Raw genomic sequence first — 24,189 nt, 5'->3', positions numbered from 1 at the left:
TCCCGCGGTCGGTCACCGGGACAGCTGTCTGCGCGATGGAACCCATCATCCGGCGCCGCGCCTGCGCGGTCTGAACACGCTGACCTGCACCGAAACAACTTCTCGCAACACCCCTTGACCGCAACCGTTCTGGCCCGAGGCCCGTAAGCGGTGAGCGGTGCTGGGGGCCGGACCGGGCTTCCGGCTCCGGACCGACCCCCAGCGGATCAGGTGAGGCTGGCGACGCCCTTGGGGAGGAAGCGGGTGCCGTTGACCTTTTCGGCGATGCCGGAGCGGTCGAGGTACGGCGTGATGCCGCCGAGGTGGAAGGGCCAGCCGGCGCCGAGGAGGAGGCAGAGGTCGATGTCCTGGGCCTCGGCGACCACGCCCTCGTCGAGCATGATCTTGATTTCTTCGGCGAGGGCGGTGAGGACACGGGTGCGGAGTTCGTCGGCGGTGGACGGCTTGTCGCCGACCGTCACCAGCGCCTCGACCTCCGGGTCCACGACCGGCTTGCCCTCGGGCCAGATGTAGAACGAGCTCTTGCCCGCGGCGACGACCTTCGCGAGGTTCTCCGAGACGGCGAACCGGTCCGGGTACGCGCGGTTCATCGTCTCCGCGACGTGCAGCGCGACCGGCAGCCCGACCAGTTGCAGCAGCACGAACGGCGGCATCGGCAACCCGAGCGCCGACAGGGCCTTGTCCGCTGCGAGGATCGGCGTACCTTCGTCCACCGCCGCGCTGACCTCACCGAGGAAGCGGGTCAGCAAACGGTTGACCACGAACGCCGGCGCGTCCTTCACGAGTACGCAGGACTTCTTCAGCTTCTTGCCGACCGCGAACGCCGTCGCGAGCGTGGCGTCGTCGGTCCGGTCCGCGCGGATGATCTCCAGCAGCGGCAGCACCGCGACCGGGTTGAAGAAGTGGAACCCGACGACCCGCTCCGGGTGCTCCAGGTCCGCCGCCATCTCGGTCACCGACAACGACGACGTGTTGGTGGCCAGGATCGCGTCCGGGCGGATGATCTTCTCCAGGTCGGCGAAGATCGTCTTCTTCAGCTGCAGTTCCTCGAACACGGCCTCGATCACGAAGTCGGCGTCCGCGAACGCGCCCTTGTCCACCGACCCGGTGACGAGCGCCTTCAGCTGGTTCGCCTTGTCCGCGCCGATCCGGCCCTTGCCGAGCAGCTTGTCGATCTCACCGTGCACGTACCCGACGCCGCGGTCCACGCGCTCCTGGTCGAGGTCGGTCAGTACGACGGGAACCTCGAGCCGCCGCGCGAACAGCAGCGCGAGCTGACCCGCCATCAGACCCGCACCGACGACACCGACCTTCGAGACCAGCCGCGCCAGCGACTTGTCCGGCGCACCGGCGGGACGCTTGGCCCGCTTGTTCACCAGGTCGAACGCGTAGAGACCGCTGCGCAGCTCCTCGCTCATGATCAGGTCGGCGAGCGCCTCGTCCTCGGCCGCGAAACCACGGTCGCGGTCGTTGTCGCGAGCCGCCGCGATCAGGTCCAGCGCCCGGTACGGCGCCGGCGCCGCGCCGCTCACCTTGACGTCGGCGAAACCCTTGCCCCGGGCAACAGCCGCGTCCCACGCCTCGCCGCGGTCAACCGCAGGCCGCTCGACCGTGACCTGCGCGGTGAGGACCTTCGAGGCCCAGATCAGCGACTGCTCGAGGAAGTCCGCCGACTCCAGCAGTACGTCGCCGATGCCGAGCTTCACCGCCTCCGGCCCGCTGAGCATCTTGTTCTGGTTCAGGGCGTTCTCGACAACGACCTTCACCGCCTTGTCCGCGCCGATCAGGTTCGGCAGCAGGAAGTTGCCGCCCCAGCCCGGGATCAGGCCGAGGAAGACCTCGGGCGTCGACAGCATGCCCGCCGCGACCGACACGGTCCGGTAGGTGGCGTGCAGCGCGACCTCAAGGCCGCCGCCGAGTGCGACGCCGTTCACGAACGCGAACGACGGTTTGCCGCCGTCGAGCAGTTTGCGCATCACGCCGTGCCCGATCTTGCCGAGCGCGAGCGCCTGCTCCCGGTCGGTCAGCTTCGGTACGCCGGTCAGGTCCGCGCCCGCGGCCAGGATGAACGGCTTGCCGGTGACACCGATCGCCACGATCTCGTCGCGAGCGAGCGCCGCGTCGATGGCCGCGTTCAGCGAGCCCAGGCCCTTCGGCCCGAACGTGTTCGGCTTGGTGTGGTCGTGCCCGTTGTCGAGCGTGATGAGCGCCATCGTGCCGGCCTTGTTCGGCAGTACGACGTCCCGCGAGTGGGCGAGCGTGACGACCTCGTCGGTCGAGAGCACCGACGCGCTGTCGATCAGTTCCTGCAAGCTCATGCGGCTACGCCTTCCCAGTTCGGGTTCTCCCAGATGACCGTTCCACCCATGCCGAGGCCGACGCACATCGTCGTCAGGCCGTAGCGGACCTCGGGCTTGAGCTCGAACTGCTTGGCCAGTTGGTTCATCAGCCGGATGCCGGACGAGGCCAGCGGGTGACCGTAGGCGATCGCACCGCCGTACGGGTTCACGCGATCGTCGTCGTCGGCGATGCCGTAGTGCTCCAGGAACGCCAGCACCTGGACCGCGAACGCCTCGTTCACCTCGAAGGCCTGGATGTCGTCGATGGTCAGGCCGGCCAGCTTCAGCGCCTTCTCGGTCGCGGGCACCGGCCCGAAACCCATCACCTCGGGCTCGACGCCGACGAAGCCGTACGACACCAGCTTCATCTTCGGCTTCAGGCCGAGCTCCTCGGCGGCTTCGGCCGAGGTGATCAGCGCGGCGGTCGCGCCGTCGTTGATGCCCGCGGAGTTACCTGCCGTGACCCGGCCGTGCGGACGGAACGGGGTCTTCAACTTGGCCAGGTCCTCCATCGTGGTGCCCGGGCGCATCGGCTCGTCGGTGGTGGCGTAGCCCCAGCCGAGCTCGCCCGACCGCGTCGCGATCGGCACCAGGTCAGGCTGGATCAGGTCGTTCGCGTAGGCCTTGGCGGCGCGCTCCTGGGAGGCGACCGCGAACGCGTCGGCGCGCTCCTTGGTGATCGACGGGAACCGGTCGTGCAGGTTCTCGGCAGTCGACCCCATCACCAGGGCCGAGGTGTCGACCAGCTTCTCGGAGATGATCCGCGGGTTCGGGTCCACGCCCTCGCCCATCGGGTGCCGGCCCATGTGCTCGACACCGCCGGCCACAACCACGTCGTACGCGCCGAATGCGATCCCGGCGGCGGTGGTGGTGACGGCGGTCATCGCGCCGGCGCACATCCGGTCGATCGCGTAGCCGGGCGTGGTGTTCGGCAGGCCGGCCAGCAGCGCGGCGGTTCGGCCGATGGTCAGGCCCTGGTCGCCGATCTGCGTGGTGGCCGCGATCGCGACCTCGTCCACCCGCTCCGGGGGGAGACCCGGGTTGCGCCGCAGCAGCTCCCGGATGCACTTGATCACCAGGTCGTCGGCGCGGGTCTCGGCGTACTGGCCCTTGGCCTTGCCGAACGGGGTGCGAACGCCGTCGACGTACACGACATCGCGGATCTCACGGGGCACGAGGACGCTCCTCTGGGGTCGGGAAAGCTACCCCGATGCTACCCGTGAGTAACAGAAGAGCCAAAGTACCCACGCCTGTGCGTCGGCTCACAAAGCAGTTAGCCGTGGCAATGCGGCGCAATTGGGCGCATGCTGGACTCCAAGGTCCGCGTTACTGGAGTTGTTCCATGAACAATCTTGATCTGTCCGTGCCGGTCCTGAGCCGGGGGAAACACCGCAGTCCGCGCAAGGGTGCCTGCTTCATGGAGTTCGCGTCCTACCTGGCCGGAGAGCCGTGGTCGGACCATCCGTCCTGTACACATCCGCTGCTGGCGGGCGTCGCGCGCGACGTGAACGACTGCACGACGGATTCCGGCCGGTCCCGGCTGGCTCCGTTGATCCCGTCGGTGATCGGGCTGACGCCTGACGACCCGCACGTCGTGCCGCGGGTGACCGCGCGCTGCATCCAGCACGCGCTGCCGATCGTCTCGCAGGAGCGCCAGTACATCCTGGCCGTCGCCCTGCTGGTGGGGGAGAAGCAGCTCGCCATCATCGATGGCCGGCCGATCGATGACATCGAGCCGGATTCGCTCGCGGTGCTGGAGGCGGTCCCGTCGGCGACCAAGTGGGCGCGGTCCTTCACGGCCCGCGGGCGGCGCGCGACCCCGGACTTCGCCCGCCGTACGGCGCCGCGCGCGGTCTCGTGTGCGGTCGAGGGCATCTCGCAGGCGTGCGTACCGGACCCGGACGACCGCCTGTACCAGCTGCTCCTCGACGCGATCGCCGAGACCAAGGCGTGGATGCCCGCACCTGCACCCGCACCCGAACCGATTACGCATGAGGTCGTACGCTTCACGGTGTGACATCGGAGATCGATACCGGTTCAGGTCTGCTACCGGTCCACGAGTGGGGATCTGCTGACACCGAGGCACCAGGAGTCCTGCTGCTGCAAGAGATCTTCGGCGTCTCCGACTACATCAAGCACCGCGCAGCGGACCTGCACGCCCTCGGGTACTACGTGATCGCGCCGGACATCTACTGGCGCCTGGACGACACCGACCTGGACGAGTCCTCGCCGGAGCTCCTGCCACGCGCGATGAACATCGTCGGACGCCTCGACTGGGACCAGGCCGTGAAGGACGCCGTCGCTGCGCTGGAGTACCTGAAGGCGCGGGGCAAGGGCACCGGGGTGGTCGGCTTCTGCTTCGGCGGCGGGCTGGGCTACAACGTCGCAGCCGTGTCGTCGCCTGACGTCCTCGTGAGCTACTACGGCTCCGCGCTTCCCGGTCTGCTCGAGCTTGCCCCGCAGGTGAGCGCGACCAGCCTGCACCACTTCGGGAACACCGACGCGTACCTCGACGTCGACGCGATCGTCCCCGCGCTGGGTGACGTCGAGATCTACCGATACGACGGTGCCGGGCACGCGTTCGACAACCCGCTCCCGATGTTCCACCACGCCGAGGCGTCCGCGCTTGCGTGGCGACGTACCGAAGACTTTCTTGCCCGTCACCTCCCAACCTCCCAAGGATGAGCATGAGCCTGTACGACATTCCGTTGACCACCCTGTCCGGCGCCGCGACCTCCCTCGGCGACTACAAGGGCAAGGCCGTCCTCGTCGTGAACGTGGCGTCGAAGTGCGGTCTCACGCCGCAGTACGAGGGCCTGGAGAACCTGCAGAAGAAGTACGCGTCGCGCGGCTTCACCGTGCTCGGCGCCCCGTGCAACCAGTTCGGCGGCCAGGAGCCCGGCACCGCCGAGGAGATCGACACCTTCTGCTCCACGACGTACGGCGTGACGTTCCCGATGCTCGACAAGCTCGAGGTGAACGGTGAGGGCAGGCACCCGCTGTACGACGAGCTCACGCAGACTGCTGACGCCGCGGGTGAGGCCGGCGACATCCAGTGGAACTTCGAGAAGTTCCTGATCAGCCCCGAGGGCACCGTCGCCGCCCGCTTCCGCCCCCGCACCGAGCCGGAGTCCGACGAGGTAGTCACCGCCATCGAGGCCCAACTCCCAACCAAGTAGCACCGCGAGCAGCCATCTCGCCACCAGCCCGATCACCCAACCGGCACCACAACACCCACACATCCGGCAGAAGACCGGATATCCGGCTCTCCGGTTCGATGTGTGGGTGCTGGTGGCGGCATCCGGGGACTTGAGACAGAACGTGGAGATCTAGAACCGGAAATTTCCTGTCTCCGCCCACCAGCCCCTGTCCCCACCCCACCACCTCCGCACGCACCGGACCCGGCATGCACCGCCCGGTCCGTGCCACCGGCTGGGCCCGGCCGGGCGCGGCGAGGGCCTCCGCACACGAGGGGATATCCGTCGGTGTTGTGGCTTCTCCGTTGGTACTAGAGGGGAGAACCCACAACACCAGGGGATATCCGGTTCTCTTGCTGGATGGATGGATGGGTGGGTGCTGTGTTGCCGGCTGGCTGCCCCGGCTGGGGGAGGGGGCTGGTGGCGGGACGGGTGCTCGCGGCCGGGGTGATGTGCACGCTCGACAGGTAGTGCACCGGTGAGACGGTGTACGCACGGGCGCGTTCACGCTCAGGTGCACTACCCGTTCACTGGACATGTCCTGTCGAGCGTGCACATCACATCAAGCCCGGCGCCGCCCTGGAACCCGGCGACCACCCACATATCAGTCACAAGAGCCGGATATCCCCTGGTGTTGTGGGTTCTCCCCTCTAGTACCAACGGAGAAGGCACAACACCGAGGGATATCCCCTCGTGTGGGGGCTCTCGTCGCGCTCGGTCTGGCCGGCCGGCGGCACGGACCGGGCTAGTCGAGGGGTTTCTTGGCCTCGGTTGCCATTGCTGCTGTGAGGACGTCGGCGGTGAGGGCGATCTGCCACTCGCGGGCGTGGTGGTCTCGGAGGAAGGTCGTGACCACCTCGAGGTTCAGGTCCGGTGGTGGGGACCAGGCCAGGCGGCGGATCGTGTCCGGGGCGAGGAGGTTCTCCGTGGGGAGCCGGTGCGCCTCGGCGATCTCGGCGACGGCGGCCCGGGCGGCCGACAGGCGGGCTGCGGCGTCCGGGTCGCGGTCGGCCCAGGCGCGGGCCGGCGGCGGGCCGTCGTACCTCGGGCCCTGCTTGGGGAGCTCGGAGTCGGGGAGTTTGCGGGCGTGGTCGATCGCCTCCCACCAGGCCCGCATGTGGCGGTGCGCGCCCCGGCCCTTGAAGGCGGTGAGTTTCTGCAGCGTGTCGCGGTCGGTCGGCATCGCGGACGCCGCCTCGACGATCGCCGCGTCCGGCAGTACGCGGCCGGGGGAGATGTCGGCGGACTCGGCGATCTGGTCGCGGGCCTCCCACAGCGCCCGGACGGTGGCGAGGCTGCGGCGGTTCCGGACGCGGTGCATACCGGACGTACGGCGCCACGGGTCCGGTTTCGGCTCCCGCGGGGGAGCGTCCAGGATCGCGGCGAACTCCTGCACGGCCCATTCCCACTTGCCTTCGCGGTGCAGCTCCTGCTCGATCGCGTTCCGCAGCTCGATCAGCATCTCGACGTCCAGGGCGGCGTACACCAGCCAGGGCGCCGGGAGCGGCCGGGTCGACCAGTCGGCCGCGGAGTGCTCTTTGCGCATCCGGTAGCCGAGTACTTCGCTCACGAGCGAGGCGAGCCCGACCTTCGGGTAGCCGAGCAGGCGGCCGGCGAGTTCGGTGTCGAACACCTGCCGCGGCACCATCCCGACCTCGGCCAGGCAGGCCAGGTCCTGGTTCGCGGCGTGAATGATCCATTCGGTGTCGACGATCGCGTCGCCGAGCCCGGACAGGTCCCCGAACGGGATCGGGTCGACGAGCGCGGAGCCGGAGCCCTCACGGCGCAACTGGACCAGGTACGCGCGGTGCGAGTAGCGGTAGCCGGAGGCGCGCTCTGCGTCGACAGCCACCGGACCCGTGCCGGAGCGGAACGCCTCGACGATCTCGGTGAGCGCGGGATCGGAGTCGATCACCTCCGACAGCCCGTCCCTGAGTTCGAGCAGGGGCAGGTCCACTTCCTGGTTCTGCGCCGCGGGGTCGTCCGGTACAGACGGCTGGGTGTCAGCTGGGCTCATCGGCCCCGCTGTCCACGCCGGGTCGGCATCGCGACCACCCCCGGCGGCACCGGCGGCAGTCCGGCCGCCGTACACAGCACTTCGCCCCAGGCCTCGGCATGCCGGGTCACATCGACCAGCCCACCGGGGCCGGGCACGGGACTCCAGGACGCGCGGATCTCGATCTCCGCGGTCGCGTCGTCGTCGGCCATGCCGCCGAAGCTTTCGGATACCACCCTGGTGACGGTACCGCTCGGGGCCAGGAAGTCGGCACCGCGGTCGGCCAGGGCCTCCATCAGCCAGGTCCAGCCCACGCCACCGAGCAGCGCGTCCGTCACCATCTCCGGTTCGACGGCAGCGCGCACGTACGCGACACAGCGGAAGGTCGACTGCCAGGCGTCGTTCCCGGCCGGATCGTAGAGGACGACCAGACGGCCGGTGGCGACATCGTCACCGTCGACCGTCACGTCGGCGCTGACCGCCGCCGCATGCGGTGCGATCCGCTGCGGTGCGGGCATCTCCTCGACGAAAACCTCGGGCCGGAACCGGGCACCTCGTAACTGCGAGACTGCCTCGGCGAACTCCGCGGGTGGCGCGTCGACCTGCTTGCGGGCACCCATGTCGGCAGCCTACGACTGATTACTCACCGCCGCCTGCTAAGACGCGCCGGTAGCTGTGTGTATGCCGGAAGCGACCGGGTCACCAGGCGCTGATCCCGCGCTGGTCACCGCGTGGGATCATCGCTGTGTGCCCGTGACACCACTCTCCACTCCGGACCGTTCCGCCTATCTGCTCGCCGCCCGGGGTGAGCCGGTGCCGCACACTCCCGTGTGGTTCATGCGGCAGGCCGGGCGCGCGCTGCCCGAGTACCGCGCGCTGCGTCAGGGCATCACGATGCTCGAGTCTTGTATGCGGCCCGACCTCGTCGTCGAGATAACGCTGCAGCCGGTCCGCCGTTACGGCGTCGACGCGGCGATCTTCTACTCCGACATCGTGCTCCCGCTGAAGGCGGCCGGGTTCGACGTCGAGATCAAGCCGGGCGTCGGCCCGGTCGTCGCGGACCCGATCCGGGACGCCGAGGGGGTTTCCAGGGTCCGCCCGGTCACTCCGAGCGACGTCTCGTTCACCACGGAGTCCGTGCAGCAGTTGGTGGGCGAGCTCGGCGGTACGCCGTTGATCGGGTTCGCCGGTGCCCCGTTCACGGTCGCGTCGTACCTGGTCGAGGGCGGGCCGAGCAAGGACTTCGCGAAGACCAAGGCGATGATGCACCGCGACCCGGACCTGTGGCATGCGCTGGCCGACCGGCTGGCGGACGTCGCGATCGCGTATCTCGCGGTGCAGGTCGAGGCCGGCGCGTCCGCGATCCAGCTGTTCGACTCGTGGGCCGGTGGGTTGTCGCCGCGCGACTACGAGCGGTTCGTGCTGCCGCATTCCGCGAAGGTGTTCGAGGCGCTCAAGGAGTACGGCGTACCGCGGGTGCACTTCGGCGTGAACACGGGCGAGCTGCTCGGTCTGATGAGCGCGGCCGGGGCCGATGTCGTCGGTGTCGACTGGCGCGTCCCGCTCGATGAAGCGGTGCGGAGAGCGGGCCCGAAGCCGGTGCAGGGCAATCTCGACCCGGCGCTGCTGTTCGCCGGGTGGGAGGCGATCGAGCCCGAGATCGACCGGATCCTCGTCGAGGGCAAGGCCGCGCCTGGTCACATCTTCAACCTCGGCCACGGCGTCCCGCCGGACGCCGATCCCGAGGTGTTGCGCCGGATCGTGGAGTACGTCCAGACGAAGTCGGCTCATGTACCTGCCTGATTACGAGGTAACCCTGGAGCCGCTGACCGCGGACCACGCGGACGCCGTACTGGCCTTCGAGCAGGAGAACCGGCAGTACTTCGCCTCGTGGATCTGGGACCGCGGCGACGAGTTCTTCACGGATTACGCGACTCGCCACGCCGCCCTGCTCGCCGAGCAGGAGGCCGGCATCTGCCGCTTCCATGTGCTGGTCGACGGGTCCGGGGCGGTGGTCGGCCGGGTGAACCTGATGGATCTCGAGAACGGATCCGCCGAGCTGGGCTACCGGATCGCCGAGAAGTGGGCCGGGAAGGGCCTCGCGACGGCTGCGGTGCGAGCGTTGATCGAGCTTGCGCCGACCTACGGACTGACCGCGCTGACGGCCGGGGCTTCGGATCACAACGGCGCCTCGCAGGCGGTGCTGACGCGCAACGGGTTCCGCCCGGTCGGCAGCAGCAGCACCGACCTTGGACCTGGCACGAAGTACGAGTTGAGCCTGTGAACCGGGTTGTAGTGGTCGGTGGCGGGATCAGTGGGCTCGCGGCGGCGCACGCGCTTTCGCTCGGGCCGAACCCGCCGCGGATCACGGTCCTCGAAGGGTCGCCGCGGCTCGGCGGGAAGCTGGCCGGGGACGCGATCGAGGGTGTGCCGGTCGACCTGGGCGCCGAGTCGGTGTTGGCGCGGCGGCCGGAGGCGGTCGAGCTGATCCGGGCCGTCGGGCTCGGGGACGACCTGGTGCATCCGGCAACGACCTCGGCCGGGCTGTGGGTCGGTGACCGGATCCGCGCGATCCCGCCGACCGTGATGGGCGTCCCGGTCGATCCGGCCGCGACCGCCGACGTACTCGGGGACGCGGCCGCCGAGCAGGTCGCGCACGAGGCTCAGCTGCCCGCGCCCGCCCTGACAGAGGACGTGGCGATCGGGCGGTTCGTCGCCGAGCGGATGGGGTCCGCGGTGACCGACAAGCTGATCGACCCGCTGCTCGGCGGGGTGTACGCCGGGAAGGCCGAAGAGATCTCGCTTGCCGCCGCCGTACCCGACCTGTACGCGAAGCTGCGGACCGCGCCGAGCCTGCTCGCCGCCACGGCCGAACTGCGCGAACTGGGCCAGAAGCGCGCCGGCCAACCCGTCTTCGCCGGCCTCGTCGGCGGCATCAACCGTCTGATCGGCGCCCTCGAGCAGGACCTGACCGCCCGCGGCGTCGACATCCGCACCAAGCTCGCCGTACGCCGGATCTCGCGGACCGCCGACGGGTTCGAGCTGGAGGCGGGACCGGTGCCCGCGCCGACGTACCTGACGGCGGATGCGGTCGTGGTCGCCGTACCGGCTGCCCCGGCCGGACGGATGCTGGGGGAGTTGGTGCCCGCGGCATCGACCGAGCTGGCTGCGGTGGAGTACGCGAGCATGGCGATCGTCACACTCGCCGTCCGGAAGCGGGACTGGCCGTCGGAGGCCACCGGGTCGGGGTTCCTCGTCCCGACCGTCGAGGGCCGGACGATCAAGGCGTCGACGTACTCGCACGCCAAGTGGGCGTGGTCCGGGGAGGCCGGGGGAGAGCTCGCGGTACTGCGTGCCTCGGTCGGTCGGCTCGGTGAGGAGTACGTGCTGCAGCGGTCCGACGAGGAGCTGGTTCAGCTCGCGGTGTCCGACCTGCAGCAAGCCATCGGGCTCACTGCGCCCCCAGTCGGCTCATTGGTGACGCGGTGGGGCGGTGGTCTTCCGCAGTACGCCGTCGGGCACCTGGATCGCGTGGACCGGGTGGAGGCCGCGGTGGCCGGCGTACCCGGGCTGGCGGTCTGCGGGGCGGCGTACCGGGGTGTCGGGATCGCCGCGTGTGTGGCCTCGGGTGGCAAGGCGGCCACCCGGGTGCGGGAACACCTGAACGCATTGGAGACAATGAAGTCGTGACTGGTAAGCCGAAAGCCCGTGAGCTCAACGACGTGATCCGCTACACCCTCTGGTCGGTGTTCAAGGTCGAGACGCCGCTCGGTGACGTCGACCGGGACGAGCTGACCGCCGAGCTGAACGATCTGGTCGGGAAGCTCGCCGCCGACGACGTGGTGATCCGCGGGTTCTACGACCTCGAAGGCTTCCGGGCGGACGCCGACTTCATGATCTGGTGGCACGCGCCGACGTCGGACGCACTGCAGAAGGCGTACCACCAGTTGCGGCGTTCTCGGCTCGGGCGGCACCTGGTGCCGGTCTGGTCGCAGTTCGCCCTGCACCGCCCGGCCGAGTTCAACAAGAGCCACATCCCGGCGTTCCTGGCCGACGAGGAGCCGCGGCCGTACATCTGCGTGTACCCGTTCGTGCGGTCCTACGAGTGGTACCTGCTGCCGGACGAGGAGCGCCGGTTCATGCTCGCCGAGCACGGCAAGATGGCGCGCACCTACCCGGACGTGCGGGCGAACACCGTGGCGTCGTTCGCGCTCGGCGACTACGAGTGGATCCTCGCCTTCGAGGCCGACGAGCTGCACCGGATGGTCGACCTGATGCGGGACCTGCGCGCGTCGACGGCCCGCCGGCACGTCCGCGAGGAGATCCCGTTCTACACCGGCAAACGCGCAGAAATCAGCGAGCTGATCGCTAACCTGGTGTGATGCATCGCAAGGCTTTTCCGGTGCTTTACGTGTCCGACGTACGCCGGTCCGTCGAGTTCTACACGCTTCTCGGCTACGAATCGACGTACCAGTTCCCGCTGGAGGGGGACCCGCACTACGTCGGCCTGGAGCGCGGCGACTCGTCCCTCGGCCTGTCCGACGCGAACTGGCCCGAGGCCCAGCTCGGCATCACAGTCGGTACGGCGCCACGCTTCGAGCTGTTCGTGTACGTCGACGACGTCGACGCGGAGGTGGAACGCTTCCGCGCGGCCGGCCACCCGGTCCTGCAGGAGCCGGCCACGATGCCGTGGGGCGAGCGCCAGGCGTACCTCGCCGACCCGGAAGGCAACCCGGTGGCGCTCGCCACGCCGGTTTAGGTTCCCGGCTTCTGCAGCAGGTAGTCCTCGGCGCGCATTGACGTCGGCGGCCGGACGTCGGACGGGATCAGCTCGCGCAGGTCCCGCTCGGTGAGCTTGTCCGGGTCGCTCGAGGACAGCCGGGTGGCCTGGTTGGAGACCGCCTCCTCGAGCACGTTCCGGATGAAACGGCCGTTACCGAAGCTGTGGCCACGCGGCGCGGGCGGGATGACGGCGCGGACCTTGTCCAGCACTTCCTCGCCGTAGATCATGCCCTTCTGCCGGGCCTGCAGCTCGAAGATGCCGACCAACTGGTCGGTGTCGTACTCGGCGAACGACAGCAGCTTCGGGAACCGGGACTGCAGACCGGTGTTCGACTCCATGAACCGCTGCATCTCGCGGTGATATCCGGCGACGATCACGATGCAGTCGTTGCGATGGTCCTCCATCAGCTTCAGGATCGTCGCGACCGCTTCCAGGCCGTAGTCGCCGGGCGTGTTCTCCGGCGTCAGGCTGTACGCCTCGTCGATGAACAGGACGCCGCCGAGCGCCTCGCGGAACTTGGCCGCGGTCATCGGAGCGGTCGAACCGACGCCGGCGCCGACCAGGTCGGAGCGGTCGACCTCGACCACGTGACCCTTCTCGAGGACGCCGAGCTGGTGGTAGATCCGGCTGAGCAGACGAGCGATCGTGGTCTTCGCCGTACCGGGCTTGCCGACGAACACCATGTGCCGGGCGCGCTCGTGGCTCGGCAGGCCGAGCTCGGTGCGGCGCAGGTTCGTCTTCACCTCGGCGACCATCCGGCGGACCGCGTCCTTGACCGACTCCAGGCCGATCAGCGAGTCGAGCTCGGCCAGCGGGTTGTCGCCGAAGTCGAGCGGCGTCGGCAGCGGACCGTCGAACGGGGCACCCGCTGCGTCGCCGGCCTTGTCGTCTTCGTCCTTCTTGACGTCGTTCCAGGCGGCCGAGAGCGAGGCCTCCTGGCTGGCTGCGGCCTGGTTCTCGAGGGCGCTCCAGCGCTCCCGGTCGAGCATGCGGAACAGCGTGGTCAGATCCGGTACCTCCGGCTCCGGCCACGGCGCCCGGTTGAGGACACCGGACAGGTGTACGCCGACCCGCGCGGCGGCAGCGCCCCAGGACCGGGCGAGCGGCGCCTGGCCGTTGCGGATCGCGCGGGACATCCACTGGTTGATGTGGCCGTGCCAGGCGTGCAGCGTGAAGGTCGGGTCGATCTCCTGGAGCGCCTTGTGGACGTCGACCGCGGAGTCGCCGAGGACGGTCGCGACGGACTTCGGGATCCCGCGCAGCCCGGTGGCCAGGATCAGCTCGGCCAGCACCTGGGCGAAGTCGCCGGCGTACTCGTCCGGGCTCAGCATCAGCATCCGGGCGTGCGTGTCCCGGACCGCGTTCAACGAATAGCGCAGGGCGGCGGTGGGGCCGGCGAGCTCGGGCAGTACGGCGCGCTCGGAGTCCGTGAGCGCCTCGGTACGCCAGTACTTCGCGATGTCGTCGTACTCGCCGGTGACGTGCAGCTCGGTGAGCTCACGTTTGGCCAGGACGCGGTCGAACGCAGCGGTCAGGGCCGTGGCGCGGGCTGCCATCGGGGGAGCGTCGACGAACAGCGCGGCGACGTTGCGGGACAGCTGCAGCGCGTGCCTGCGCCCGTTCTCGCGGAAGCCGCGGGCGCCGGCGATCGCCTGCAGGTGCCAGTCGGTCTGCGCCGCGTAGATCACGTGGCCGCTGCCGCCGAGGCGGGACGACGGCCGGTAGAACTCGTGGGTGAGCTCGGTCGACAGGTCCGCGTACTCACCGTGCAGGACCGGGATCCAGCCGGTCAGCAGCGGAGCGATCTGATGGGTGTACCAGACCGCGGCGGGCGTGCCCTTGACGAAGTCCGGGAACGCCTCCGGGCGCAACGGCCGCAGCGCCTCGGGGTCGTCGGCCCAGGCCTTGAGCTGCACCCGGACGCGGGCCAGCCATTCACCCGGAACCTCCCACGGCGTCTCCGCCGCCAGCACATCGAGAACCCGCGGACTACGGACGTCGTCAGCCACCAATTTCCTTCCCCAGGATCCACCAGCCGCCCCAGTCTAGAACCCGACCGGGCCCGGCGGAGGTCAAGCCGGGTCGAGCGTGAGGCTGATGCTGTTGATGCAGTAGCGGAGGTCGGTGGGGGTGCCGTAGCCCTCGCCCTCGAAGACGTGGCCGAGGTGGGAGCCGCAGTTGGCGCAGCGGACCTCGACGCGCTTCATACCGAGGTCGTGGTCCTCGATGTACTCGACCCGGTCCTCGGCGAGCGGCGCGAAGAACGACGGCCAGCCGCAGTGCGAGTCGAACTTGGTCTCGCTCCGGAACAGCTCCGCGTCACAGGCCCGGCACTTGTACACGCCGACCGTCTTGGTGTCGGTGTACTCACCGACGAACGGCCGCTCGGTGCCGGCCTTGCGCAGCACGTGGAACTCGGCGGGGGAGAGCTCGGCCTTCCACTCCGCATCGGACTTCTGTACGGCGTACTGCTTGGTCTGATCTGTCACGTCACCAGTATCGGCGCCCGGGCAAGGAAAACCCCGCCCGGGCGCCGCACGTAAGACTCCGGTTATCTGACCCAGGAGGGCAGCGGGATCAGTTTGACCACCTGCGGGTCGTGGTCGGAGATCTGGTCCGGGAACTCCGCGTTCATGTGCACGACGTCGTACACCGACGCCGGCCGCAGGTTCTGCGAGATCAGGATCTGGTCGAGGATCTGGCTGTTGCCCTCGAACACGTAGCTGTACCGCTGGTTCAGCGGCAGCGTCCGCGGCAGGTCGATCAGCGCGGTCTTGCCCGCGCCGACCAGGATGTCCGCGGTCTCCGACCAGTCGAAGTCGTTCAGGTCACCGAGGACGACGACGTTGGCGCCCTTGTCCTTGGCCAGGATCTGGTCGACGAACCCGCGCACCGAGGCGGCCTGCTGGTGCCGCTTCTCGGCGGTCACCTGCACCGGCGGCTGGAAGCGGCCCCACAGCGGGTTGTCGCCGCCCTTGGAGCTGAAGTGGTTCACGACCACGAACACGGTCTGCCCGTGCCACTTGAACTCGCCCGCGAGCGGCACCCGGGTGGCGGCCCAGGCCGGGTTGGCTGGGTCGATCCGGCCCGGCGACGAGCTCAGGTGCGGCCGGCCGGCGGGGTCGGTGACGATCGTGGTCGGCGTCGTCGAGGTCCCGCCAGGCGTGTCGACGAACTTCACCGGCTTGTCGGTCCGGTACAGGAACGCGACCCGGATGTTGCCGCCCGGCTCACCGCCCTCCTGGTTGTTCACCGGGTCGATCTGCTTCCAGGTGTACTCCGGCCCGCCCGCCTTCACGATCGCCGCGGTCAGCAGGCCGAGCGTCTTCTCCGCACTCGTCGTACCGGAGTTGACCGCGCCGTCGTCGTCCTGGACCTCCTCGAGACCGAGGATGTCCGGCGACGCGAGGTTGTGCACGACCGCCTGCGCCAGCCCGTCGAACTTGGCGTCACCGTCGGACGGGTCCAGGTTCTCCACGTTGAACGTCGCCACCGACAGCTGCACCGGCGACGAGGCCTTGGTCGTCTCGCGCTCGACCCCGCCGTCGATCACGGTCGGCGTCGTGGTCGGCAGCAGCTTGAAGTTGCCGAACGAGTAGTCGAGGACCCCCGTCACCACACCGGCGAGCTTGTCACCGGTCTTGGCGTCCGGGATCGGCGTCAGTACGTCGTCCAGCAGCACCCGCTCCGGGTTGCTGTCGGTCTTCTGCAGCAGGATCCCGCCGCGCACCGTGCGTACGCCGGCACCAGCCGGTACGACGGACAGCTCGCGGAACGAACTCGTCGGGCCGGTGACCTCCGGCTGGTCGATGCCCAGCCACATGCCCTCCAGCGACTCCCAGAAGTCCAGGCCGTCGCCGGCCGGGTCGAACGCGGTGCTGGTCGTCTCCACGTCACCGGATGCGTCGTCCTCGATGACGGTCGACGGCGGCACGCGTCCGCCCGGTCCGACGATGGTCGGTGCCGGTACGGCGGCGGTCCCGGTCACGGTGACCTTGGGGTTGGTCAGCTCGGTGGTCGTGAGGTTCGTCGTACCGCCGGAGCCGCCCGGGCGGAACTCGGCGACCGAGCCCTCGACCGTCACGGCGTCGCCCACGGAGACCGTCGGCGCGGCGCTGGTGAACACGAACAGGCCCTCGCTGGTGGCCGGGTCGGCGTCCGGCTGCGGGTCCTGGAACCAGAACCCGTTGCTGCCCTTCACCGTCACCACACCGGTGACGTTCGCGACCTTCTTGCCGTCCAGCGGCGACCGGTGCGCGGCGCCCTGGATGTCGTGGATCTTCGCGTCGACCGGCGGTTCGGCCGGTCCACCGGTCAGCGTGCCGGGCGACGGGTTGCCCGCGGTGAAGTCGACGCTGTTGTTGTCGGTGTCCTGCTTCGGGTCGACCCGCGCGGCCGAGGTCGTGTTCGACAGGCCGGGCGCGGGTGCGGTCTCGGAGTCCGTCGCGGTGCCGTAGCCGACGTAGTCCTTGACGCCCGCGTCGGCGTGGCAGGTGGCGCCGCAGGCGAGCGCGGTCTGGTTCGTGACCAGTGCGATCTTGCCTGCGCTCGCGGACATCGGGATCGTCCCGGTCACGTTCGGCGTCGGCATCGGCTGGCCGTTGGTGCCGCCGCCCTCCTGGACCAGGTACGCCGTACCGGGCGCGATGCTGCCGGTCAGCTTCGTCACCTGCCACGTCGAGCCGGCCGAGGAGGCGTACTGGATCGACCAGCCGCTCACGTCGACCGGGGCCGAGCTGTTGTTGGTCAGCTCCACGAAGTCGTTCTGGTACGGCGCGCCGCTGTTGCCGCCACCGCCGTACACCTCGGTGATGAGCACATCGGTGGATGCAGCGTCGGCGGGCCGCGCGATCAGTACGGCGGCGCCGGCTAAGACGAGACTCGAAGTGACCACGAGAGCGCCCAGGCGGCGCCGCGGTCGGTACAGGGCAGACATGGCCCGGATTCTCACACCGGCACGAGGTCGTTCCAAGGTCCAACACGTGAACACGTGCCGAAGGCAGGGGTGATCATTCGCCGCCGCGCAGCGCCAGCAACCGGTACACCTCGACCGGCTCGGCCTTTCCCTTCAAACTGACCAGCCCGAGGGACTCGGTGCGGGCCTCCGGCAGCAACGCCTTCGTCGCCGCGCCGATCGCAACCGTCCCACCCGGAGCCTTGCCCTCGATCCGCGACGCGACGTTCACGGTGTCGCCGATCACGGTATGCGTTCTCCCACCTTCCGTCCCGAGCAGCGTCACGGACGCGATCCCGCTGTTGATCCCGACCCGGAACCGCGGCCAGTTCGGATGCGCGTCCTGTACGGCGGCGGCCGCCGCCTGCAGTGCGAGCCCGGCCTCGCCCGCTCGCTGCGCGTGGTCCGGCTGGTCACCACGCTTGTTGAACGTCACCATCAACGCATCGCCGATGATCCGGTCCACGTCGCCGCCGTGCCGTCGCACGACCTCCGGTACGACGACCTTGAAGTACGTGTTGAGCATCGCCGTGACCTCGGACGGGTCATGCTGCTCCGAGAACGACGTGAACCCCTGCAGGTCCGCGAACAGCACGCTCAGCTCGCGCCGTCCGGACACCGTGTCCGCCTGGTACAGGTCCGCGAACCGCTCCTCGTACCACTGGATCCGCACCCCGACGACGACCAGCACGAACGCGCTGAGCATCAGCACGTGCCACTCCCACCACGACAACGCCCAGTTCCGGGCGAACACCAGCGCGATCATCGCCTCGCCGAGCAGTACGAACGCGGCGATCATCGACAGCAGCATCAGCGACGGCCGCGCCCACCACGTCCGCAGGTACCTCGCCGCGGCCACGCCGTACAGCAGAATCGTCGGTACGGCGAGCACGGTGAGGATGCCGTCGGCAACTTCCGGGACGGATGTCGCGTGCAGCGGCCACAACCGCAGCACCGAAGCGGTCGCCCATAAGGCCATCAGCACGAGCAGACCGACCCGCAGCCTTCGCCCCCAGGTGATGCCGGAGACGGTCAGGCTCGACAGGAACGCGAACACCGACGCCAGCGCGACACCCACTGGGGTCGCGAGCGTGAAGCCGACGTTCGGCGTGTCCAGCAGAACCTTGGGCGTCGCCAGCGCGTGCAGTCCGAGGAAGCCTGACGCGGACAGGAACGCGAGCGAAACGAACAGGACGCGCGCGTCACCTCGCCGCAGTGCCGCGGCGCCGGTCGTATAGGCGAGTACGGCGCTCAGCGCGGCAGTCAGCAGCACAAGCCAGAAATGCGCCGGATGGTGCTCCCAATGCACGTCGAGCCGTGGCTGCTGCAGCAACAGCACAAGTCCCACGAGCGGCAGCACCAGCACCAGGGCGGTCAGCCCGACCATGGCCGGTGTGTAGACGAACTTCCGCTCAGGCATCCGAGCGGACCTTGAGATGCGTGTGGATCTGCGAGACCACCACCGATCCCTCACCGACCGCCGACGCCACCCGCTTCACCGACTCGCTCCGTACGTCGCCGACCGCGAATAGCCCCGGAACGGTCGTCTCGTACGGCTGCGGCGGCCGATCCTCGGGCCACCGGGGATCCGCGGCGGCATCGGACCCGGTCAGCACGAAACCGTGCGCGTCCCGCGCCACCTCGGCCGGCAGCCAATCGGTTCCCGGCACCGCGCCGATCATCACGAACAGCCCGTCGATCGGAACCGTCTCCTCGTCACCGGTCGGCCGATCCCGCAGTACGACGTACTCCAGCCGCCCGTCGCCACCGCCGCCGGTCACCTCGCTCGACGCCCGGACGAACACGTTGTCGGCGGCATCGATCGCGTCGATGAGGTACTTCGACATGCTCGCCGTCAGATCCCCACCGCGGATCACCAGCAGCACCCGGCGGCAGTACCGCGCGAGGTGCAGAACCGCCTGCCCGGCCGAGTTCCCGCCACCGACCACGCACGCGTCCCGATCCTGCAAGCCGTGCGCCTCGGAGACGCTCGCGCCGTAGTACACCCCGGCGCCTACGAGCTTCTCCAGCGACGGTACGTCGAGCCGGCGGTAGGACACGCCGCTCGCGAGCACGACCGCCCGCGCCGTGACCTCACCCGCCGCCTCGATCGCGGCGACGAACTGATCGCCACGCTTCTCCAGCCGCTCCACAGTCCGCATCAACACGAAATGCGCCCCGAACACCCACGCCTGCTGGTATCCGCGCTGTGCCAGCTCCGACCCGCGAATGCCGCGCGAGAACCCGAGATAGTTGCGGATCAGCGAACTCGTCCCCGCCTGTCCGCCGATGGATTCACGCTCCACGACGAGCGTCCGCAACCCCTCGGACGACCCGTACACCGCCGCGGCCAGCCCGCCCGGTCCGGCACCGACGACCAGCAGGTCGAACGACCGGTCCGCGTCGGGGGCCAAGGTGGTCGGCACGCCCCACGCTTCGGCGATCTCCGCGTCGGTCGGATCGTGCAGGACCGGGCCGCCGACCGCAGGCATCCACACCAGCACCCCGTCGCCGGGATCCGCCTCGCCGATGTACTCGAGGGCGTCGTTCGCGAGCGCCGAACCACTGTCCCGGAACGCGCTCGGGATCCCGTTGCGGGCCAGCAGACTGCGCACGGCCTGACCGCGCACCGACGTACTGGCCGCGATCACGACCACCTCACGGAGGTTCGCGACCTCGTACCGCGACCACTCCTGGACGAACTCCGCCACGGTGCGGTGGAACAGCTCGTCGTGCGCGATCCACGGCTTCAGCACGTAGTAGTTGATGTCGCCGACCGACATCGCGGACAGGATCGCCGACGCCGTCGTACGCTCCGCCCAGGCACCCCACTCGATCAGCAGCGCCCGCCGCGCGTCGGGATGCAGTGTCCGCGACGCCGCGAGAATCTCGCCCCGTTCGTCGTCCGGGAGCGCGTGGTCGACCATCACCACGGCGACTCGCTGCCCCCAGTCGTGCGCGCGCCGTAGGCAGTCGAGCGCGGCCGCCGCCGTCAGCTCGCCGCGGACCCGGAAGTCCGCGCCGAAGCCGCGATCCAACTCTGTCTCGCACCGTTCCAGACGCTCCGGGTCAGCGTCGACAACCAGCAGCACCGGCCGCGCAGTACGCAGCCGAGACCCACCCCCGGGCACCCCACCCATGTTTGCGACGGTAGGTCCGCGCAAACACCGTGGCAATGCAATAAAGGGGGTCAAAACGTTTGTTCGTCGAGTCCTGTCCGCCCCAGTGGGACAGGACCCGACGAAACCCCACTAGTTGACGCTCACACCCGACCACGTCGCGGCGACGGCGGCGCGCTCGGGGCTGCTCGCGCCGTACAGGTCGGTGGCCGCGTTCAGCGTCGCGGTCCGGGCCTGGGCGTACGTCGTACCGCTCGTCATGTACGTCGTCAGCGCGCGGAACCAGATCTTGCCGAGCTTGTCATGCCCGATACCGGTCAGTGTGGTGCCGTTGCAGGTCGACCCGTTGTGCGGCAGTCCGCCGATCGTCTTCGCGCCGGTGCCCTCGGCCAGCAGGTAGGCGAAGTGGTTCGCCACACCGGACGAGTAGTGCACGTCGAGGTTACCCACGCCGGACGACCAGCAGTCGGCGGAGTTGCCGTCCTTGCTCGGCTTGTCCATGTACCGCAGCGCCGGGCGGTCCTTCATGATCTTCTCGCCGATGTAGTAGTCGCCCGGGTCGGCGGCGCTGTTGGAGTAGAACTCGACCAGGGTGCCGAAGATGTCGCTGGTCGCCTCGTTCAGGCCGCCGGACTCACCGGAGTAGGTGAGGTTCGCGGTGTGCTCGGTGACGCCGTGGGACATCTCGTGGCCGGCCACGTCGATCGAGACCAGCGGACCCGCCACGACGTTGTCGCCGTCGCCGTACGTCATCTGCTTGCCGTCCCAGAACGCGTTCACGTAGTTCGAGCCGTAGTGCACGCGGCTCGGGACGCCCTTGCCGTCGCCGAAGATCCCGTTCCGGCCGTGGACGTTCTTGTAGTAGTCGTACGTCGTCGCGGCGCCGTAGTGCGCGTCGACGGCGGCGGTGGCGCGGTCGGAGTTGAGGCCGGTGCCCCAGTGGTTGTCCGCGTCGATGAACTTGGTCGGGGCCGTGCAGCCGAAACCGAAGAGCTGGCACAGGACCGAGTCGGTCTTGTTGTTCGCGTCTGCGGTGAAGCCGCCGCCACGGGTCGCGTCGGTCAGCGTGAAGCCGCCGGTCGCCGTGGAGGTCTGGAGCGGCACGGTCCCGCTGTACAGGCTCTTGCCGTCACCGGTCGCGGTCTCGATGTGCTGCTCGCTGACCAGCTTCGCGCCGGTCAGGGCGTCGATCGTCGTCGTGACGCGGCTCGGCGTACCGTCGGCCTGGGTGCCGGCCGCTGTAACCAGGTAGGCCAGCCGCGGCGCACCCTTGCGGGCCTCGATCACCAGACTCGGCTTGCCGTCGGCCTTCAGACCCTTGGCGAGCGCCTTCGCGGCAGCGGTCGCGCTGCTGAGCTTCGGCGTACGGGCGACGTTCGCGCTCCTGCCCAGCGACAGGCTGGCCCCCTTGAAGGCGCCGTCCTTCGACTGGTGCACGACCACGTCACCGCCGAGGACCGGGAGACCCCCGATCGTGCGGTCCATCCGGACGTGGCTGGAGCCGTCCTTGTCGACGATCACGTCCTTGACCACGAACGCGTCGGCCGTGGTGGCCCGCAACGCGGTCAGGTTGCTGCTGATCGCTTCCTTGGCCTTGGCAACGGCCGCGGCGGGGGTGGGGACAGGGGATGCCGTTGGCGCGCCGGTCGCTGTGGTGGCACTCGTCAGGCCTAGGGCGGTAGCGGTCACCACTGCCGTGGCGGCGGCGATCAGGGCGGATCTGTTCATCCTCGCGCTCCTTGTCAGGTGTCCCGGAGGCCTCACGCCCCAGGAACGAGGTGCAGGAACGTTACCGCCCAGTCACCTACCGTGGCCAGAGGTCGAGAAAAGTTGCCTTTCCCGTGCGCCCAACGGAAATTCTCCGGTTTTGTCCGGCTGGGGGGATACGGTCACCGCATGGCGAAGAGCACAGCGGTGATGCTCACCGTGGGGGACCGGGAGGTCCGCGTCTCCAGTCCCGATCGAGTGGCCTACGAGGCGACCGACTGGGCCGCGGAGGTCACCAAACTGCAGGTCTGCGAGTACTTCGTCGCGGTGGCTCCCGCGTTCATGCGGGCGTCCGGCGACCGTCCGGTGGCACTGGAACGCTGGCCAGGTGGGTGGCGCGAAGGAATGACGCTCTCGGTGGACGCGACCGGCCGCCAGACGGGGGACGGCTTCTACTCCAAGCGGCTCCCGAAGGGTGCGCCCGACTGGCTCGAGACCTGTCGCGTCCTGACGCCGAACGGACGCCCGATCGACGAGCTGTGCCTGAGCGAGCCTGCCGCCGCGGTGTGGGCCGCGCAGATGGGCACGCTGACCTTTCACCCATGGGCCGTCCGCAGCAGCGATCTCGACCGCCCGGACGAGTTGCGCCTCGACCTCGATCCGCAGCCCGGCGCGACCTTCACCGACGCCCGGCGGGTGGCCGGCGTCGCCCGTGAACTCCTCGAGGAGCTGGGCCTGCGCGGATATCCGAAGACCAGCGGCAACCGGGGCATCCACATCTACGTCCGGATCCGGCCCGAGTGGAGCTTCGACGAGGTCCGGCACGCCGCAATCGGCCTCGGCCGCGAGCTCGAACGCCGCGACGACGGCGTGACCACCGCCTGGTGGAAGGAGGAACGCGGCGAGGCGTCGATCTTCCTCGACTTCAACCAGAACCTTCGGGACCGCACGGTCGCGGGCGCCTGGTCGCTCCGGCCGCGACCGGGTGCGCCGGTGAGTACGCCGATGACCTGGGAGCGACTCGCCGACGTCGACGACCCGCGGGCGTTCAACCTGCACACGGTTCCCGACTACCTCGCCGACGGCGATCCGTGGGCGGACATGGACGACACGGCGTACCCGCTGGAGCCGTTGCTGCGGTTGTGGGAGGAGCTTCCCGGCGGCGAGCTGAACTTCCCGCCGGACTACCCGAAGATGCCGGGGGAGCCGCCGCGGGTCCAGCCGAGCAAGAAGGTCGCCGAGCACTGGGACGAGCAAGGTAACCGCATCGCGGACTGACACTTTGGCGGCGTGTCTCGGCGGATGGGTGTCAATGGGGGTGAGGCTGGTCAGAAGGCGCGGAGGGCGCCGCCGTCGATCGGGATGATGGTGCCGGTGAGGTACGACGCTGCGGGGGACAGGACGAACGCGGCAACGCGGCCGAACTCGTCGGGGGTGCCGTAGCGGCGCAGCGGGATGGTCTTCTCCGAGGCCCGCCGGGTCGCGTCGGGGTCGCCGCCGCGGGCGTCCAGCTCCTTCAGGCGGTCGGTCGCGATCCGGCCCGGCAGCAGGCCGTTCACCCGGATCCCGTTCGGGCCGAGCTCGTCCGCGAGCGTCTTGGCCACCATCGCGAGACCGGGCCGCAGACCGTTCGAGATCGCCAGGCCGGGGATCGGGGACTTCACCGACGACGAGAGCACGAACGCGATCGAGGTGTCCTCGGCACCGGCCCGGGCGACCGCGCGCGCGATCCGCAGACTGCCGAGGAACACGCTGTCGAACGCGGCCCGCCAGTCCGCCTCGTCCGTCTCGAGCGCGGTCCCGGCCCGCGGCCCGCCGACGCTGATCAGCGCGCCGTGCAGTGCGCCCCACTTGGCGATCGCGGTCGCGGCCAGCCGTTCGGCGCTGTCCGGGTCGGCGTTGTCGACGGGGATCCCGACGACGTTCCCGCCGAGGGCCGACAGTTCCGCCGCCGCACGCGTGATCGACTCCTCGTTGCGGCTGGAGATCACCAGCCGGGCGCCTTCGGCAGCCAGCGCCTTGGCAGTGGCGAAGCCGAGTCCGGCACTCGCGCCGGTGACGATGTACGTGCGATCACGCAGTCCGAGGTCCACA

20 protein-coding genes are annotated in these 24,189 nt (G+C 69.5%); 9 read left to right on the top strand and 11 right to left on the bottom strand.

The features are described from left to right. Positions 1-206: 206 nt before the first annotated feature. Positions 207-2,318: a 3-hydroxyacyl-CoA dehydrogenase NAD-binding domain-containing protein gene (locus ACWF0M_RS10785; protein WP_452235402.1), complete on the bottom strand. Its 2,112-nt coding sequence runs from the start codon at positions 2,316-2,318 to the stop codon at positions 207-209. Next, entirely contained in the window at positions 2,315-3,514 is a 1,200-nt protein-coding gene (locus tag ACWF0M_RS10780) for a thiolase family protein (protein WP_452235401.1), read from the bottom strand. The genes ACWF0M_RS10785 and ACWF0M_RS10780 overlap by 4 nt, the downstream gene beginning before the upstream one ends. A 167-nt stretch (positions 3,515-3,681) precedes the next feature. Here ACWF0M_RS10780 and ACWF0M_RS10775 point away from each other — a divergent pair, with 167 nt between their 5' ends. The 3 genes from ACWF0M_RS10775 to ACWF0M_RS10765 are packed head-to-tail and all read left to right on the top strand — an operon-like array spanning position 3,682 to position 5,518. Further along, on the top strand, positions 3,682-4,356 hold the full coding sequence (locus ACWF0M_RS10775; protein WP_452235400.1) for a hypothetical protein: 675 nt from the start codon (positions 3,682-3,684) through the stop codon (positions 4,354-4,356). Continuing rightward, positions 4,353-5,024: a dienelactone hydrolase family protein gene (locus tag ACWF0M_RS10770; protein WP_452235399.1), complete on the top strand. Its 672-nt coding sequence runs from the start codon at positions 4,353-4,355 to the stop codon at positions 5,022-5,024. The genes ACWF0M_RS10775 and ACWF0M_RS10770 overlap by 4 nt, the downstream gene beginning before the upstream one ends. A gap of 2 nt (positions 5,025-5,026) precedes the next feature. After that, positions 5,027-5,518: a glutathione peroxidase gene (locus tag ACWF0M_RS10765; RefSeq protein WP_452235534.1), complete on the top strand. Its 492-nt coding sequence runs from the start codon at positions 5,027-5,029 to the stop codon at positions 5,516-5,518. A 763-nt stretch (positions 5,519-6,281) separates the two neighbouring features. Here ACWF0M_RS10765 and ACWF0M_RS10760 read toward each other — a convergent pair. Together ACWF0M_RS10760 and ACWF0M_RS10755 are read right to left on the bottom strand one after the other, a co-directional pair. Next, positions 6,282-7,553 carry an HRDC domain-containing protein gene (locus ACWF0M_RS10760; RefSeq protein WP_452235398.1) on the bottom strand — a complete coding sequence of 424 codons (1,272 nt, stop codon included), beginning with the start codon at positions 7,551-7,553 and terminating at the stop codon, positions 6,282-6,284. Beyond that, positions 7,550-8,152: a DUF3000 domain-containing protein gene (locus tag ACWF0M_RS10755; protein WP_380196149.1), complete on the bottom strand. Its 603-nt coding sequence runs from the start codon at positions 8,150-8,152 to the stop codon at positions 7,550-7,552. The genes ACWF0M_RS10760 and ACWF0M_RS10755 overlap by 4 nt, the downstream gene beginning before the upstream one ends. A gap of 127 nt (positions 8,153-8,279) precedes the next feature. Here ACWF0M_RS10755 and hemE point away from each other — a divergent pair, with 127 nt between their 5' ends. From hemE to ACWF0M_RS10730, 5 genes are read left to right on the top strand one after another with little or no spacing between them, the layout of a single operon-like run. Continuing rightward, the gene (hemE, locus tag ACWF0M_RS10750) at positions 8,280-9,335 is read left to right on the top strand and encodes a uroporphyrinogen decarboxylase (protein WP_452235397.1); all 1,056 of its coding nucleotides are present in this window, start codon (positions 8,280-8,282) and stop codon (positions 9,333-9,335) included. After that, entirely contained in the window at positions 9,322-9,816 is a 495-nt protein-coding gene (locus tag ACWF0M_RS10745; protein ID WP_452235396.1) for a GNAT family N-acetyltransferase, read from the top strand. The genes hemE and ACWF0M_RS10745 overlap by 14 nt, the downstream gene beginning before the upstream one ends. Then, positions 9,813-11,222, top strand: coding sequence for a protoporphyrinogen oxidase (gene hemG, locus ACWF0M_RS10740; RefSeq protein ID WP_452235395.1), 1,410 nt, complete (start codon positions 9,813-9,815; stop codon positions 11,220-11,222). The genes ACWF0M_RS10745 and hemG overlap by 4 nt, the downstream gene beginning before the upstream one ends. Beyond that, entirely contained in the window at positions 11,219-11,914 is a 696-nt protein-coding gene (gene hemQ, locus ACWF0M_RS10735; RefSeq protein ID WP_452235394.1) for a hydrogen peroxide-dependent heme synthase, read from the top strand. The genes hemG and hemQ overlap by 4 nt, the downstream gene beginning before the upstream one ends. Next, on the top strand, positions 11,914-12,291 hold the full coding sequence (locus ACWF0M_RS10730) for a VOC family protein (protein ID WP_452235393.1): 378 nt from the start codon (positions 11,914-11,916) through the stop codon (positions 12,289-12,291). The genes hemQ and ACWF0M_RS10730 overlap by 1 nt, the downstream gene beginning before the upstream one ends. Here the strand turns inward: ACWF0M_RS10730 and ACWF0M_RS10725 are convergent. The 6 genes from ACWF0M_RS10725 to ACWF0M_RS10700 form a co-directional block, all read right to left on the bottom strand. Continuing rightward, positions 12,288-14,324, bottom strand: coding sequence for an AAA family ATPase (locus ACWF0M_RS10725; protein ID WP_452235392.1), 2,037 nt, complete (start codon positions 14,322-14,324; stop codon positions 12,288-12,290). The genes ACWF0M_RS10730 and ACWF0M_RS10725 overlap by 4 nt on opposite strands. A 63-nt stretch (positions 14,325-14,387) precedes the next feature. Further along, a complete protein-coding gene (gene msrB / locus ACWF0M_RS10720) occupies positions 14,388-14,804 on the bottom strand; it encodes a peptide-methionine (R)-S-oxide reductase MsrB (protein WP_452235391.1) in 417 nt (138 codons plus the stop codon). 62 nt (positions 14,805-14,866) lie between these two features. Continuing rightward, a complete protein-coding gene (locus ACWF0M_RS10715; RefSeq protein ID WP_452235390.1) occupies positions 14,867-17,251 on the bottom strand; it encodes a lamin tail domain-containing protein in 2,385 nt (794 codons plus the stop codon). Positions 17,252-17,324: 73 nt separating this feature from the next. Then, positions 17,325-18,689 (bottom strand): adenylate/guanylate cyclase domain-containing protein, encoded by a 1,365-nt coding sequence (locus ACWF0M_RS10710; RefSeq protein ID WP_452235389.1) that lies wholly within the window; start codon positions 18,687-18,689, stop codon positions 17,325-17,327. Continuing rightward, complete coding sequence (locus ACWF0M_RS10705; protein WP_452235388.1) at positions 18,682-20,409, bottom strand: FAD-dependent oxidoreductase; 1,728 nt, start codon at positions 20,407-20,409, stop codon at positions 18,682-18,684. Before ACWF0M_RS10705 ends, ACWF0M_RS10710 begins: the two co-directional genes overlap by 8 nt. Before the next feature lie 111 nt (positions 20,410-20,520). Next, complete coding sequence (locus ACWF0M_RS10700) at positions 20,521-22,116, bottom strand: M4 family metallopeptidase (RefSeq protein ID WP_452235387.1); 1,596 nt, start codon at positions 22,114-22,116, stop codon at positions 20,521-20,523. Positions 22,117-22,284: 168 nt separating this feature from the next. Here ACWF0M_RS10700 and ACWF0M_RS10695 point away from each other — a divergent pair, with 168 nt between their 5' ends. Beyond that, on the top strand, positions 22,285-23,373 hold the full coding sequence (locus ACWF0M_RS10695) for a DNA polymerase domain-containing protein (protein ID WP_452235386.1): 1,089 nt from the start codon (positions 22,285-22,287) through the stop codon (positions 23,371-23,373). A gap of 50 nt (positions 23,374-23,423) precedes the next feature. Here ACWF0M_RS10695 and ACWF0M_RS10690 read toward each other — a convergent pair whose 3' ends face one another. Continuing rightward, positions 23,424-24,188 (bottom strand): SDR family oxidoreductase, encoded by a 765-nt coding sequence (locus tag ACWF0M_RS10690; RefSeq protein WP_452235385.1) that lies wholly within the window; start codon positions 24,186-24,188, stop codon positions 23,424-23,426. Position 24,189: the final 1 nt, after the last annotated feature.

The sequence above is a fragment of the Kribbella sp. NPDC055110 genome, from assembly GCF_053607525.1.
This window is presented reverse-complemented; position numbering and strand designations above follow the sequence as displayed.